This window comes from uncultured Aquimarina sp. (assembly GCF_947492115.1).
GTDB lineage: Bacteria > Bacteroidota > Bacteroidia > Flavobacteriales > Flavobacteriaceae > Aquimarina.
The window spans coordinates 33,996-48,348 of sequence record NZ_CANLMM010000005.1; the positions used below are offsets into that span (position 1 = coordinate 33,996).

Below are 14,353 nucleotides of genomic sequence, written 5' to 3' on the forward strand. Positions count from 1 at the left end.
ATATACACAAGATTGTTTCGTTTGGATGAGTTTGGATGAGATTTTTTTTAAATTTGAAGAAGCCAATAATAAATGAAAGACGATTTAGAACTCATAAAAAAGTTACAGAATCAAGATACCCAAGCTTTGTCTAGGGTCTATGATCTCTATTCTGGAGCGATTTATGGTGTCATTTTACGAATGTGCAAAGACGAAGGTTTAGCACAGGATCTATTACAAGAAACTTTTATGAAAATTTGGCAAAAATCTAACACTTATGACCCTGAGAAAGGGAAGTTTTTTACCTGGTCCTATAAAATAGCAAGGAACATAACGTTAAATTCTTTAAGAAAAAAAGATGCTCTCCTCATCCAAACGGAAGATTTAAGTGTATATAAAGAGAGAAGTACTTCTGAAGCGGGAAAAGATATCACACAACTAGAAGGCTCCTTAAAGAGATTGGAACCTCATCATCAAAAAGCTTTAGAACTTGTATACTTTAATGGGCTTACACATAGAGAAGCTCATGAAGAGATGGAAGTGCCTTTGGGAACATTTAAATCGTATATCAAACAGGCATTGAAAAAACTTAGGGAATCTTATAAAGAGGAACTTGGAATCGTATGGATTATTATTGAAATGATGAGATGATGGATAGGAATACAATAAAAGATACAGGAGTACTAGAACAATATCTACTGGGAGAACTTTCTGAAAAAGATTCCAGAGAAATAGCTAAAATACTGAAAGAAGATTCGGAATTACAAGCGTACTTCCGTAAAATGGAAGATGACATGGAACAAATGGCTTTTGAAAATGCCATCTCACCTCCTACTCATATCAAATCTAATCTTCTAAATTCTATAAAAAATAGTGATACAGTTTCTGAAGAAGGTGTGATTCCTATTCAACAAAAGAAAAAAATCTCTTACCGCTTTGCTATTGCTGCAAGCCTTGCAGCACTATTTCTATGTACTTCAGGGTGGTTATACAATGAGTGGAAAAATACCGAAGCTACTATTGTGACTTTGCAAAAAGAAACTACTAATCTACAAGACAGACTGGTAACCGTAGAAGATAATCTAAAGGAAACCGATAAATGGTATCGAGCGATTAACAATCCAAAGGTGGTCCAATTGGTACTTAAAGGAAATGAAAAATCTCCTACTTCTTCTGCCGTAGCATATGTAAATCATCAGAATAAAGAAGTAATTCTTAATCCACAAGGACTTTCTAAATTAGATAATAGCAAAACATATCAAATGTGGGCAGACGTGGATGGAGAAATGATTGATATGGGCGTAATCGCCCAAGATCAGGAAATGATCACCATGAAATATATTGAAAATGCAGCATCCTTAAATATTACTATCGAACCTGCTGGTGGAAATGACCATCCAACGGTGGAACAGCTAATTTCTAATGTGTACTTATAATTTAAATTTCTCTTCTTTAAATACATACCAACCATGAATCAAGCATTACAAACTATGATTAATAATATGCCTGAAAAAACAGGCAAATCATTGGAAGAATGGAAGTCTATTCTAAAAGACAAATCATTTGCTAAACATGGAGAAGCAGTGAAGTTTTTAAAACAAGAACACGGAGTAACTCATGGTTTTGCTAATACCATCGTAACTTTATCAAAGGAAGGAAATGAAACTACTGAAGATTTAGTAGCGAACCAATATAAAGGAAAGGAACAGTTAATTCCAATCTATGAGAAACTAGTTTCTGTAGTAGATTCCTTTGGTTCAGATGTTACCAAAACTCCTAAAAAAACTAGCGTTAGCATTATCAGAAAAAGACAGTTTCTACTAATTAAACCAGCTACTAAAACAAGAATTGATTTAGGTTTCAAACTTAAAGAGAAACCAACTACAGATAGATTACTGGATTCTGGACCATTTGGAACAATGTGCACGCATCGAGTACAATTACAATCCGTAGAGCAAATAGACAAAGAGTTAATAAGTTGGATGCAAGAAGCTTATGAAGACTCTATTTAAAAATCCAAATCTTCTTTTATTTTTCTGAATCATTTCATTTTTTATATCTTAGAAAAGATAAAATGGCAGAATGAAACGTATTAATTGGAAATATGCAATCGGAGAAATCATCATTGTGATTATTGGAATCACTATTGCCTTTTCTTTAAACAATATAAAAGAAAACCGATCTAATACAGATCTTAAAAAGCAATATTTAGATAATCTTGCAATTGATATTGAACGTGAAATAGCACTATTGGAAGAGAATGAAACAAAGTTCAATTCTAAAATTAAAACTACTTTACAGATACAAGCTTTTTTTAGAAATCCTGAGATAACGAAAAGAGATTCTATAAGCAGAAAGGTTTTTGTATTAGCAAGACTTATTAATTTTACTCCTCAAAATACTACTTACCGAACATTGGTCAATTCTGGTGATATGAAGTTGATTGATAATTTTGATTTGCGTAAAAGTATAGAAGAGCATTATTCATCACATAAAAATATCTTACAAGATTATCAAAGAATAGAAAAGATTAACGAAAAGTATTTAGCAGATTTTTTCATTCATAAGATGGATTATACCAAAATAAGAAGTGGGAATCTTGACTTTTTAGAAGATCCTTTGTTAAAAAATATTGTATCCAGTATGAATGGTGCCTACTACATTGTTTTAGAGAGTGGAAAAAAATGCTTAGAAAGTAACAAACGCCTTTTAGAAGAGATCAAAAAAGAGAGTACATAAATGTAGTATATCATATTATTAAGTCTTTATTTTCATTGTTTCTAACTAGCCAATCATACATATAGATTGGTAAATTAGTATCTTCGTCCAAGGCTAATCTTACTATAATTATGAATGCACAAAGTCTTAGAGATACGGCAGCTAAAATCTCTTCTTATATCCATAGAACTCCAATATTAACTTCTAGGCTTATAAATAATATTGCTGGAGCTGAAATTTATTTTAAGTGCGAAAATTTTCAGCGAATGGGAGCCTTTAAAATGCGAGGTGCTACACATGCTATTCTGCAACTCTCAGAAGAACAAAAAGCAAAGGGTGTTGTTACGCATTCTTCTGGAAATTATGCGCAAGCGTTATCTCTTGCTGCCCAAAGCTTAGGTATTACCGCATATATTGTAATGCCTTCTAATGCCCCACAAGTTAAAAAGGATGCAGTTAGAGATTATGGAGGTCATATTATAGAATGTCCTCCTACGCATAAAGATAGAGAAGAAACTGCTAAAAGGATACAACTCGAAAAAGGAGCTACATTTTTACACCCTTATAATGATCACAATGTAATATTAGGACAGGGAACAGCAGCGTTGGAGTTATTAGAAGACCATCCGGATCTCACTCACATCTTCGCGCCTGTTGGCGGTGGTGGACTCATCGCTGGAACTTCTTTAGCTGCTCATTACTTTGGTACTAATTGCACCGTAATTGGGGGAGAACCCTTTGAAGTAGACGATGCGTATCGTGCATTACAAAGTGGAACTTTAGAAATTAATGAAACCACTAATACCGCTGCAGATGGACTTAAAATGCCATTAGGAGACCTTACCTTCCCTATCATTCAGCAATATGTTTCTGAAATTATTCGTGTAGATGAAGAGGAAATTGTTAGTGCCATGCGTTTGATATGGGAACGAATGAAAATCATTATAGAACCTTCTTGTGCGGTTCCACTTGCCGCTTTATTAAGAGAAAAAGAACGCTTTCAAGATCAAAAAATAGGAATGATCTTATCTGGTGGTAACGTAGATTTAAGTAATCTTCCATTCTAAAAAACACTTTTACTTTTTTTTAACACTGTTGCAAAACCCGAGTAATAAAAGGGCTTCAGCTCTAAATCTCCTAATAAATTAGTTTAACTCCTAATTAATTAGTTGTTTAACTAATTAATTAGGAGTATGTTTGTATTATCAAATTAAGAAATCATGCAAAAGTTAGCCAAAAGAGAAGAACAGATCATGCAGAGTTTGTGGAAGCTGGAAAAAGCTTTTATCAAAGAAATCATAGAAGAATTACCAGATCCTAAGCCTCATTATAATACTACTGCTACAATTGTAAAGATTCTGGAAGAAAAGGGTTTTATTAGCCATAAAGCTTTTGGCAATAGTTTTCAATACTATCCATTGATCTCTAAAAATGATTACCAAAAAGATGTTTTAGGTGAAGTTGTGAATAATTACTTTGATAATTCACCTCTAGCCTTAGTTAAATTCTTTGCCAAAGAAGAAAAGATCAATACCGAAGAATTAGAAGAAATCATCAAACTCATCAAAAACAACAAGTAATGGCTTATATCATCTACAGTGCTGCTCTTATAGGTTTATCCTATACTATATATCGGTTATTTCTTTCTAAAGAAACTTTTTATCATCTGAATAGATGGGTTTTAGTTGGTTTAGTTCTTGTTTCTTTTTGTTTACCATTTATTTCTGTACCAGAAAACATTTCATTTAAGACTACAATTTTTCAGCCTTCGGCTGATTCCGAAATCCAACAAACAGCAATCTCAGAGAATAATAGTACTCCGATTGAAAATACAATACCATTCTCTGATTCGGCTCCTGTAACTTCAACTTCAGAAAGTATTACAGAAACTATTGCTCCATCCATAATTGCTCTAGATTGGAAATCAATTTTGCTTTATATCTATGTATTAGGTGTCATGGCGTTCGGAATAAATTTCTTAATACAACTTGCAGTACTCATCTTTAGAATGATAAAATATCCAAGTATCGAAGTGGATGCCTACAAAATTGTAGAAACAGATACTAATCATGCTCCTTACTCTTTTTGGAACAGAATATTTATAAATCCCAATCAATACGATCCAGATACCTATTTACAGATATTAAAACATGAGCAAATGCATATAGCTGGTGCTCATAGTTTGGATATGTTATTAGTAGAATTATTAGTTACAATACAATGGTTTAATCCATTTGCCTGGTTATACCGCAAGGCTATTGATAACAACCTGGAATATCTTACCGATGATGGCATGCTCAAAAAAGGTGAAGATAAAGAGATGTATCAAATGAATTTACTAAAAGTTTCAACCCCAGATATGCCAACAGGTTTGGCAACAAGTTACAATCAATCATTTCTCAAAAAACGAATAATTATGATGAATTCTAAAAAATCGACAGCAAAATCAGGATGGAAATACCTAATCATTATTCCATTACTGGCATTAACCGTATTATCTTTTAATCCGGTTCACATGAATCCAATAACAACAGAAAACGATGCTTTCTATTCTGATGAAATAGAAACTCCATCTGAAGAACATTTCGAAGAATCAAAATTTAAAAACGATTACACCAGAGGCTCTTGGGATGCTGAGCTTGGAGGAGGAAAATTATGTATTATGTATCGAAATGCAGAACCATTAAAAAGAAGTTACTGGTCAATTACTAGATGTTATGACCCTTCATTCTTTGCAGGTTTTCCAGCTGGAAACAAACAAAATTTTGAAATTACCAGAGATGCAGGAACTATGTTATTTACAGGAGAATTTGAAAATGGGCTTGGAGATGGAAGATATACCTTCACTCCGAATACCAATTTCAGTAAAGCATTAAGAGATTATGGATTTTCGGCTGATAATGAAGAACTTGTTCATTGTTTCCTTACTGATTTTGATGAAACTTATTTAGCATATTTAAAACAAGAAAATCTTTCTTTAGATCAGGATGATTTTGAAGACATTATCCATAAAGGGCTTTCTCTTGATAAACTAAAGATGTACCGCAAAGGATTAGCCAACCTTGGCTACAATGACTATACTATGAATGAAGTGAGTAAGTTAAACCTTTTTGATGTTGATCTCGCGTATATAAAATTCATAAACAAAGTAAACGGTCAACAGACATCATTAAAGAAAATTACTAAGGCTAAAATCCATAACCTATCACCAGAGTTTATCAAGTCCTACTCAGATAATGGATATAAAAAGATGTCTTTAGAAGATTATATGAAATTAAAGATTCATAATGTATCTCCAGATTTTATTGCTGACTTCAAAAAAGAAGGTTATACTGATATTTCTGCAAAACAAGCACAAAACCTTAAGATCCATAACGTAACACCAGAATATGTTCAGGCGTACAAAAATGCTGGTTTCAAAAACATTACTTTAAAAGAAGCTCAGAACCTTAAAATACATAATGTTACTCCTGCTTTTATACAAAGTTTCCAAAAAATGGGGTATCCAAATATTACTTTAAAAGAAGCTAAGAATTTAAAGATTCATAATGTAACTCCAAGTTTAGTTGAATCTTATAAAAAAGCTGGACAAAAGAATATTTCTTTGAAAGAAGCAGTGAAGTTGAAAATTCATAATGTGACGCCACAATTAACAACCGCTGCACAGCAATATAGCCAATCGAGTTCAACAAATAGCTCTGGTAAAGGATATCAAAAGAGTCAGCAGACGACTCCAAATGATTTTATCAAACAGTTTAAAGCACTTGGTTATGATGATGTATCTGTAGATGATATTATCTCTTTAAAAATTCATAATGTGACTCCAGAGTTTATTAAAAGATATAATGATGCAGGGTATAAAAATATTCCTTTAGATGAAGTAGTTGGATTAAAGATTCATAATGTAACTCCAGAGTTTATTAACACCTTTAAAAAAGCAGGTTACAAGAATATATCTTTGGATGATGCCAAATCTCTTAAGATTCATAATGTATCTTCAGATTACGCTTCAGAATACGCAAAAATGGGATATAATAATCTTTCTATAGATGATCTTATGTCTCTTAAAATACATAACGTATCACCACAATTTATCAAAGACTTTAAAAAAACAAGATTCGGTAATCTTCCTTTAGATGATATTATATCTTTTAAAATTCATAATGTTACTCCTGAGTTTGTAAAGCCGTTTGAAGACCTTGGATATAGCAATATTTCTGCTGATCAAGCGAGAAGTCTAAAAATCCATGGAGTAACTCCGGAGTTTGTAAAATCTTTAAAAGATCAGGATAATGATATTTCATTAGAGCAAGCAATCCGTATTAAGATTCATTTTTAAGTGATCAATATTTCAAACTAGCCAATCACATATACATTCATCAATCATTGAAAATGCTGTTAATTATTTCAATTAACAGCATTTTTCGTTTTTATCATCTCTTTGTAAATAATGAAATAGTCCTTTATTTATGAATATGTAAGCCTATCTGCCTATGTATCCTAAGAGAATGATCCTTTTCTCTACGCCAGTAAGAAATACCAGTTCCGGTACTATTCCCAGAATATCCTGGAACAGACCAATCCACATAAAATCCACCATATTTAATATAACCATCCTCTACGATATCATAAGCATAAGTCATCACCTCTAGCGAGTCGATCGTTGCAGGATACTTGTAGTATCCCTTATAATGTTCTACCAAAACAGACTTTCCGGATTTTATGGTATCCGCAAATGGTAAATACATGGCATCATCTGTATAAGAATCTGCAGTTCTTTCTGGAATTCTAGCTCTTACATTACTTTTTCCCAAAGCACTATAGGCAGCCAATTCTCTTGGTATTTTAATTGGATCAAGGGATGTAGTACTAGCTTCGGGGACCAAGAATTTGTCCGGATCGTCCATACGTTTCAAATATCCAAAAGCTTCTGCTCTTAACTTTAATTTTCCTTCGCCATTATACTTCCACACATTCAAATACTTTCCCTCTACTTTTTCTGCATCCTCAAACACTTTAGTAAACAATCCTATTTCAATGATTCTACTAGAAAACTCTAAAACATCTAACGTTTTTCGGTTGTATTCCTTTATATTCATTCTATCAAATATAGTATCGTAATAAATTTTGATGTTTGCTTCACTTACAATCAAAGGGTTATAATCTGTCATTAATAAAGACTCAGAATCATATAGTTCTTGTATGATCTCAAAAGAATTTGTTTTTCCAGCTTTTACAATCATCTGATTATATTTGGCTAACATATTTTCAACAGTTACTGGTTTTTCTATCTCTATAGTATTTTTATTTTCCTTGTTTTCACAGGCGATTAGTGTTGTTATACTAAATATGAGTACAATATATCTTTTCATTACTACTTATTTTTATGAGTATTCTTATGGATATTTACAGATAACCATACTTCCCTTTTAATTTTATCTATGAAGTCATATTGAATATCACTTTCCAAATTTTTAACGAATTGTCTTTCATTCTTCTAAAGACAAACATATTTTTAGTACTAAAAGCATTATGTTTTTCTTTGTTTGTAGGGTAAAAAGTTCCCGTTACTCTTCCATGCATCACTACCACCTCAGCATACGAATGCATCTCTGTTATTTCATGTTTCATATCTGCAAAACCATACTCCCTTTCTTTTTCTATATGAGCCACAAGTGTGGGTTTATCAGAAATCAATGGATGATTTGGAGCCATGTGGATCAAATCATCAACCCATACCATCATTTTATCTTCCGTGGAAATACTATGATCATCCAAAATTTTTAAAATTTCCTGTACTGATTTTTGATCTTCTTCTAGAGAAAACTCGGGAGTTTTATCCAAACATGTACACTGTAAAAAAGATATTGAAATAACTAACCATATAAGAATCCGTCTTATCATCATGCTTTGTTAGATTTAATATTAAAACGATAAATGTTTATTTAAAAAAGGTAAAACTCTAGTCGCTATGCGACCATCATCGCCCCAATATTTATTCCACGGATCGCCTACAAACTCGTCACCCTGATGATCAACATTAAGATCCATCAATTTTTTACTAAATCTTCGATTAGAAATCACATGAGCTTGTGTCTGATCAAATCTTGCCCAATCAAAAGCAATCGCTTTAAGACTTCGAAGATTTTCTGCGTAATCATCTAATCGTTCATCTAAGTGAAACTCTTTTTGTTCTTTTCTTACATTATTTGGATGCAGTTTTAGTTGTCCATTCTCATCTTTTTCGAACAAAAAATCACAATACAAAGGAGCACGATTGATGTTTGGAAGAAACGCCTGACATACACTAGTGAAAATTTTGGTTCTTATATCTTCTCCTACTTCTTCAAATGAATTAGCCTGATGTATTTTTTCCCAATCTACACCCAAAGAAACTCTGGGAAGGTATCCAGAACCAGTAGCCACAGGATGCAAAGCATATACAACAGTAAACATTTCGGGATATTCCATAGCAACTTTAAGCGCTCCTCTGCCTCCCATAAAATGTCCAATCACAGCTCTACTATTTTTATCAGAAATAGTTCTATACTTTTGATCTATGAAAGGAACTAGTTCTTTGCTAATGAAGTCTAACCACAAACCACTAGTTTCCGAGTTCTCATACAGACTTCCTACTGTTGGAGAACTGAAGTCTGCTACCACGAAAACAAACTCCTTCGATGCGCTAGACATGATACTTTTATCGATAATTTCTGGAGTTTTTTGATCAGAAACTACACGGTTTATATTTTCAAAAAGGCTATGTAAATAATAAACTACTGGATATGTTTTTTTTGATGATGAATAACCCGGTGGAAGGTAAATTTTGATTTTTCTTGTAGCGTTTAATCCAATTTTATTCTTTTTTAAAACCTTTGATGGTATAACGTCTTCTACTATGTTTCCCTTCATCTTGTATTGTGCAGAAGAATCATTCATCACAAAAATCATCAGAAAAGGAAGTAAAGCTAGCTTGAAATATTGCATAAGAGAATGATTTTCAAATTAATAGTTGTAATCGTAAGTAGATATTTGCCTTACTATTTTTAGTGTTCCATTTGGTGCTCTTCGCCATATTTTTATTCCTTTACCCGTACTAATTCCAGAATATTCATTATTTCTCCAGTTTGCGATATGACTTGCATAGTTCACCACATATTCTCCAAGATCATTGATATAATTATTCCTGATATCTAGTTTTTCGAAAATTGGAAGCTCCGCTACATGATCTTTTATAAATTGATCTAAGGCGTTTTTATCTTTAAAAACTGGTTTATAGCTAAACAATGTAATCGCGTCTTTTGCATATAATTGTTTCCATAAGGTATGATCCCGATGCGCTATAAACTCTTCTGTAAAATGGTTAATAGAAGCTATTTCAAATCGGATATTATCATTAATCGGCAAGTGTCCTTGATAAGCAAGTACTGTTCCCGGAACATCGTTAAACTTTAGCTGTTCGGTAAGATCTGTATGATGATTATAATTCCATATTTCAGAAATCAAAGTAATATCTGTTTGCCCTTTTTTCCATATATCCATATACTTTCCATTTAACTCCACTACTTGAGTTTCATTTTTTAATCGAACCTTCATCTTAAATTCGCCCAATACACAGAGTTGTGATCCTAAATCCAAGGTTTCGAAATTTTCTCTTTCATATGCCAGAATATCAAATCGATCGAAGAAAGCTTTGTGATATAAGAATGCATTCTCTTTTCCGAGTAGTGTTTTTTGAAATGCTGGCATTAAATACATTTCTTTATCATAATGTTTCACGATGATTTCTGCATTAGATGATTGCATTCCCTTATTGTAGTCTCTAATAAACTCACTAAGCTGTTTTTCTATACTTACTTCATCTATCAGAGTAGTATTTGCCTGTGTTTCTTGAAAACAAATAGTAATTAAAAACAAGAAACTTAAGCATGTTTGGACAAGTCTCATAATGGTTTTGTTTTGTGATTTATGCTAAAATATTCTGAATATGAACTTGTTAACACACTAAATTGATCAAACGAACTGAAGTATTGATGTTCGACGAATTTTAGGAGTCTGTAAAAAAAGAGATTAAAAAAGACGAGTTTTTTTGCGTTCGTCAATAATTTAGCGCTGTTGATCAATAAATCAATTAAGAGCAGTAGGGTTAGCAACTATTTTCTTATTTTAATGAGTTGTAAGTAATACATGTATGTCTGTTATATCCTTGGATACCTTTAAGAACTCTAAAATTCTGAACGTTTTATACCGTTATAAAGTGTACCATCTTTTATTTTGGTTTGTATATCATTATATGTGGTGGGCTATTGGAATAGGAAGTGCAAAAGAAGCTGCGTATAATATTTTCTTTCCACCATATAATGTAAAATTTCTGTTCTATTTTGTTTTCCAGGCAGCAGCAGTATATTTCAATTTATATTACCTCATTCCTAAATTCCTAGAGAAAAGAAAATATCTTACCTATCTTCTTTTTTTCGGTGCAACGATATTGGTTACTGTATTTATTCTTACTTCTGGTTATTATGTAACAGCATACGTGGCAAATTCAACTGTTGCGGAGCTATTTGACAATCAAAGTTTTTCAAAACTTCTAAGGTCTGGACCTATATCCTCTACACTGGCTAGTATGACCTTAGCAATGAGTATAAAGCTTACCAAAAATTGGATTAAATCTCAACAACAACAGCAATTGTTAGAAAAGGAAAAAATTGAAACAGAACTTAAATTTCTAAAATCTCAATTTAATCCTCACTTCTTATTTAATACCATCAACTCTATCTTTGTTTTGATCCATAAAAACCCTGACATGGCTTCTGAATCCTTAGCCAATTTTTCTGATCTCATGAGATATCAACTCTATGAGTGCAATGAATCTAAGATCCCATTAGAAAAGGAAATTAATTACTTAAAAAATTTTATTAACCTCGGAAAATTAAGACTAGACAATACAGTTAAAGTTACGACTACTATTAAAGATCAGGCATATGGTAATATCTCAATTGCTCCGTTTATTCTAATGCCTTTTGTAGAAAATGCTTTTAAACATGTTTCTCTTGGAGAAGATCAAAAAAACTGGATTGAAATTGAGCTTCATTGTTACGAGGAGAAAATACTCTTTAGAATAAAAAATAGCATTAATAATTATGATAATTATAATGCTGAGGATCTTATGAAAAATAGCGGAATTGGTTTGAAAAATGTTAGAAGACGATTGGATTTAGTATACAAAAACCAATATCATCTTGATATTCAAAAAACCAATAATATATTTACGATAGAGCTTCAATTATTGTTACAATCGCTCTCTATTTCTTCGGAACCGATAATCAATCCAATTACCTCATTACAATCTTAAAAAAATAAAGTATGGTTTTAAAATGTATTGTAATTGATGACGAACCTTTAGCAAGAGAGTGTATTTCGAATTATATAGCAGAGGTAGATTTTTTAGTATTACATGGTAGCTGTTCAAATCCATTAGAAATGACTAAAATTAAGAATGCTCACGAAGCAGATCTTTTATTTCTAGATATTCAAATGCCTAGAATGAATGGAATCGAATTTCTGAAATCCATGAAATCTAAACCGATGGTCATCATTACGACCGCATTTCCGAATTACGCTTTAGAAGGCTTTGATTTAGACGTAATGGATTACCTATTAAAACCAATTACTTTTACTCGTTTTTTTAAAGCGGTTTGTAAGGTAAAGGAGCAATATCTCTTGCTCAATAACAAAACTGAAACTATATCTGCTAATGATACTACAACATCAGATTATGTTTTTATAAAATGTGACAACAGTTATAAAAAGTTATATTTTGATGATATTCTCTTTATAAAATCCATGCAAAACTACGTGGCATTTCATACGGCTGATGGAAAAAAATATCTCTCTCTAATTCCTCTAAAGGAAGTTGCCAAGCAATTAGATGCTGATATTTTTCTGCAGGTTCATAAATCTTATATCGTTTGTATCCATAAAATTGATTCTATAGAAGCGGAGGGGATTACTATTGCATCTAATCATATTCCATTAGGCAGAAATTATAGATCTAAAATAATGGAAAAGATCGTACACAATAAAATTCTCAAAAAATAGTATCCAAAAAAAAGGCTGCTAGCACATACGCTCACTAGCAGCCTTTAATTAACACTAATATTGAATATTAGATTCTAAAAAACTAAATTCTTGGTAAATCTCCATCTCCTTTTAGTGGTAGATTAGAGCTTCCCATTAAATATGTATCTACATGATATGCTGCTTGTCTTCCTTCGGCAATAGCCCATACAATTAGAGACTGACCTCTTCTTGTATCTCCAGCTGCAAAAACTCCTTTTACATTGGTAGCATAATTATCTTCTGAAGCCTGGATATTTGTTCTAGCATCCATATCAACACCTAACTGTTCTGCGATAGTAGGTTCTGAACCAGTAAATCCAAGTGCTAGTAATGCTAGCTCACACTTCCACTCTTTTTCGGTATTAGGAACTTCTTTTAGTGTAAAACGTCCATTTTCTTTGATCCATTCTACCTCAGATGTTATTAATCCTTTCAGATTTCCATTTTCATCTCCTAAAAATTCCTTTGTAGATATACTCCAGTTACGCTCTACTCCTTCTTCATGAGAAGAACTTGTACGCAATCTCATTGGCCAAAACGGCCAAGGCTGATTCGCGGGTCTAGCTGTAGTACCTTTACCCATAATTTCAAAATTAGTCACAGAAGTAGCTCCATGACGTACAGAAGTTCCTATACAATCAGATCCTGTATCTCCACCACCGATAACGATAACATCTTTTCCTGTAGCTAAAATTTCTTCTCCCAAATCCTTAATACCATCAACTCTTCGATTGTTTTGTGGTAAAAAGTCCATTGCTTGCACTACACCTTTTAGATCAGAACCTTTTACTGGTAAATTTCTTCGAACCGTTGCTCCTGTGCATAATACAACTGCATCAAAATCTTCTTTTAATGCATCTGCTTTTACATCTTTTCCGATAAAGGTATTTGTTTTAAAAATAATTCCTTCTTCTTCTAAAACTTCAATTCGACGATCGATTACATTTTTCTCCATCTTAAAATCCGGAATTCCATATCGAAGTAACCCTCCTACCTTCTCGTCTCTCTCAAAAACAGTCACCAAATGACCCGCACGGTTCAATTGTTGTGCTGTTGCTAATCCAGCAGGACCTGATCCAATAACCGCTACTGTTTTACCTGTTCTTTCTTTGGGAGGATTAGCTTTAATCCATCCATTTTTAAAAGCTTCTTCGACAATATTTTTTTCAATATTTTCTATGGTTACGGGATCTTCGTTAATCCCTAAAACACAAGCTTCTTCGCAAGGTGCCGGACATAATCTCCCTGTAAACTCGGGAAAATTATTTGTGGAGTGTAAAATGCGTGTTGCTTTCTCCCATTTCCCACGATATACCGCATCATTAAAATCAGGTATTAGATTTCCTAACGGGCATCCGCTATGGCAAAATGGAATTCCGCAATCCATACATCTTGCTCCTTGGTCTTTAAGTTTACTTTCCGTCATAGGAACGGTAAACTCTTTATATCCTTTTATACGATCTTTAACAGGTTCATACTGTTCCGTCTCTCTTTCAAATTCTAAAAATCCAGTTGTCTTTCCCATGTTTATTAT

The 14,353-nt window shown here is 32.7% G+C and carries 14 protein-coding genes; 9 read left to right on the top strand and 5 right to left on the bottom strand.

Features of this window, described 5'->3' with window-relative positions; genetic code table 11:
* The first annotated feature begins 72 nt into the window (after positions 1-72).
* The 7 genes from Q1A73_RS15830 (at position 73) to Q1A73_RS15860 (ending at position 7,036) form a co-directional block, all read left to right on the top strand.
* Entirely contained in the window at positions 73-630 is a 558-nt protein-coding gene (locus tag Q1A73_RS15830; RefSeq protein WP_299607314.1) for an RNA polymerase sigma factor, read from the top strand.
* Complete coding sequence (locus Q1A73_RS15835; RefSeq protein ID WP_299607315.1) at positions 630-1,415, top strand: anti-sigma factor; 786 nt, start codon at positions 630-632, stop codon at positions 1,413-1,415. Before Q1A73_RS15830 ends, Q1A73_RS15835 begins: the two co-directional genes overlap by 1 nt.
* Positions 1,416-1,448: 33 nt before the next feature.
* On the top strand, positions 1,449-1,991 hold the full coding sequence (locus Q1A73_RS15840; RefSeq protein WP_299607317.1) for a DUF4287 domain-containing protein: 543 nt from the start codon (positions 1,449-1,451) through the stop codon (positions 1,989-1,991).
* A gap of 70 nt (positions 1,992-2,061) precedes the next feature.
* Positions 2,062-2,718, top strand: coding sequence for a DUF6090 family protein (locus Q1A73_RS15845; protein ID WP_299607318.1), 657 nt, complete (start codon positions 2,062-2,064; stop codon positions 2,716-2,718).
* A gap of 110 nt (positions 2,719-2,828) precedes the next feature.
* The gene (locus tag Q1A73_RS15850; protein ID WP_299607320.1) at positions 2,829-3,764 is read left to right on the top strand and encodes a pyridoxal-phosphate dependent enzyme; all 936 of its coding nucleotides are present in this window, start codon (positions 2,829-2,831) and stop codon (positions 3,762-3,764) included.
* Between the two features lie 153 nt (positions 3,765-3,917).
* A complete protein-coding gene (locus tag Q1A73_RS15855) occupies positions 3,918-4,277 on the top strand; it encodes a BlaI/MecI/CopY family transcriptional regulator (RefSeq protein WP_280936580.1) in 360 nt (119 codons plus the stop codon).
* Positions 4,277-7,036, top strand: a complete 2,760-nt coding sequence (locus Q1A73_RS15860; RefSeq protein ID WP_299607321.1) for a M56 family metallopeptidase — start codon at positions 4,277-4,279, stop codon at positions 7,034-7,036. The genes Q1A73_RS15855 and Q1A73_RS15860 overlap by 1 nt, the downstream gene beginning before the upstream one ends.
* A 124-nt stretch (positions 7,037-7,160) precedes the next feature.
* Here the strand turns inward: Q1A73_RS15860 and Q1A73_RS15865 are convergent, their stop codons facing one another.
* From Q1A73_RS15865 to Q1A73_RS15880, 4 genes are all read right to left on the bottom strand, one after another.
* Positions 7,161-8,069, bottom strand: a complete 909-nt coding sequence (locus Q1A73_RS15865; protein WP_299607322.1) for a hypothetical protein — start codon at positions 8,067-8,069, stop codon at positions 7,161-7,163.
* 67 nt (positions 8,070-8,136) lie between these two features.
* Positions 8,137-8,541, bottom strand: a complete 405-nt coding sequence (locus Q1A73_RS15870) for a nuclear transport factor 2 family protein (protein ID WP_299607323.1) — start codon at positions 8,539-8,541, stop codon at positions 8,137-8,139.
* 81 nt (positions 8,542-8,622) lie between these two features.
* Entirely contained in the window at positions 8,623-9,684 is a 1,062-nt protein-coding gene (locus tag Q1A73_RS15875; RefSeq protein ID WP_299607325.1) for an alpha/beta hydrolase-fold protein, read from the bottom strand.
* Between the two features lie 18 nt (positions 9,685-9,702).
* Positions 9,703-10,644 (bottom strand): hypothetical protein, encoded by a 942-nt coding sequence (locus Q1A73_RS15880; RefSeq protein ID WP_299607327.1) that lies wholly within the window; start codon positions 10,642-10,644, stop codon positions 9,703-9,705.
* 244 nt (positions 10,645-10,888) lie between these two features.
* On the opposite strand from Q1A73_RS15880, the gene Q1A73_RS15885 reads away from it, so the two are divergent.
* Both Q1A73_RS15885 and Q1A73_RS15890 read left to right on the top strand, forming a co-directional pair.
* On the top strand, positions 10,889-12,052 hold the full coding sequence (locus Q1A73_RS15885; protein ID WP_299607329.1) for a histidine kinase: 1,164 nt from the start codon (positions 10,889-10,891) through the stop codon (positions 12,050-12,052).
* Positions 12,053-12,063: 11 nt separating this feature from the next.
* Positions 12,064-12,798, top strand: coding sequence for a LytTR family DNA-binding domain-containing protein (locus Q1A73_RS15890; RefSeq protein WP_299607331.1), 735 nt, complete (start codon positions 12,064-12,066; stop codon positions 12,796-12,798).
* An 82-nt stretch (positions 12,799-12,880) separates the two neighbouring features.
* Here Q1A73_RS15890 and Q1A73_RS15895 read toward each other — a convergent pair whose 3' ends face one another.
* Entirely contained in the window at positions 12,881-14,344 is a 1,464-nt protein-coding gene (locus Q1A73_RS15895) for a glutamate synthase subunit beta (protein ID WP_299607333.1), read from the bottom strand.
* Between the last annotated feature and the right edge of the window lie 9 nt (positions 14,345-14,353).

What these genes read in the sequence shown, in the direction of transcription:
- Q1A73_RS15830 (WP_299607314.1), top strand. Translation starts at nt 73, where the DNA reads ATGAAAGACGATTTAGAACTCATAAAAAAGTTACAGAATCAAGATACC.
- Q1A73_RS15835 (WP_299607315.1), top strand. Translation starts at nt 630, where the DNA reads ATGGATAGGAATACAATAAAAGATACAGGAGTACTAGAACAATATCTA.
- Q1A73_RS15840 (WP_299607317.1), top strand. Translation starts at nt 1,449, where the DNA reads ATGAATCAAGCATTACAAACTATGATTAATAATATGCCTGAAAAAACA.
- Q1A73_RS15845 (WP_299607318.1), top strand. Translation starts at nt 2,062, where the DNA reads ATGAAACGTATTAATTGGAAATATGCAATCGGAGAAATCATCATTGTG.
- Q1A73_RS15850 (WP_299607320.1), top strand. Translation starts at nt 2,829, where the DNA reads ATGAATGCACAAAGTCTTAGAGATACGGCAGCTAAAATCTCTTCTTAT.
- Q1A73_RS15855 (WP_280936580.1), top strand. Translation starts at nt 3,918, where the DNA reads ATGCAAAAGTTAGCCAAAAGAGAAGAACAGATCATGCAGAGTTTGTGG.
- Q1A73_RS15860 (WP_299607321.1), top strand. Translation starts at nt 4,277, where the DNA reads ATGGCTTATATCATCTACAGTGCTGCTCTTATAGGTTTATCCTATACT.
- Q1A73_RS15865 (WP_299607322.1), bottom strand. Translation starts at nt 8,069, where the DNA reads ATGAAAAGATATATTGTACTCATATTTAGTATAACAACACTAATCGCC.
- Q1A73_RS15875 (WP_299607325.1), bottom strand. Translation starts at nt 9,684, where the DNA reads ATGCAATATTTCAAGCTAGCTTTACTTCCTTTTCTGATGATTTTTGTG.
- Q1A73_RS15880 (WP_299607327.1), bottom strand. Translation starts at nt 10,644, where the DNA reads ATGAGACTTGTCCAAACATGCTTAAGTTTCTTGTTTTTAATTACTATT.
- Q1A73_RS15885 (WP_299607329.1), top strand. Translation starts at nt 10,889, where the DNA reads ATGTCTGTTATATCCTTGGATACCTTTAAGAACTCTAAAATTCTGAAC.
- Q1A73_RS15890 (WP_299607331.1), top strand. Translation starts at nt 12,064, where the DNA reads ATGGTTTTAAAATGTATTGTAATTGATGACGAACCTTTAGCAAGAGAG.
- Q1A73_RS15895 (WP_299607333.1), bottom strand. Translation starts at nt 14,344, where the DNA reads ATGGGAAAGACAACTGGATTTTTAGAATTTGAAAGAGAGACGGAACAG.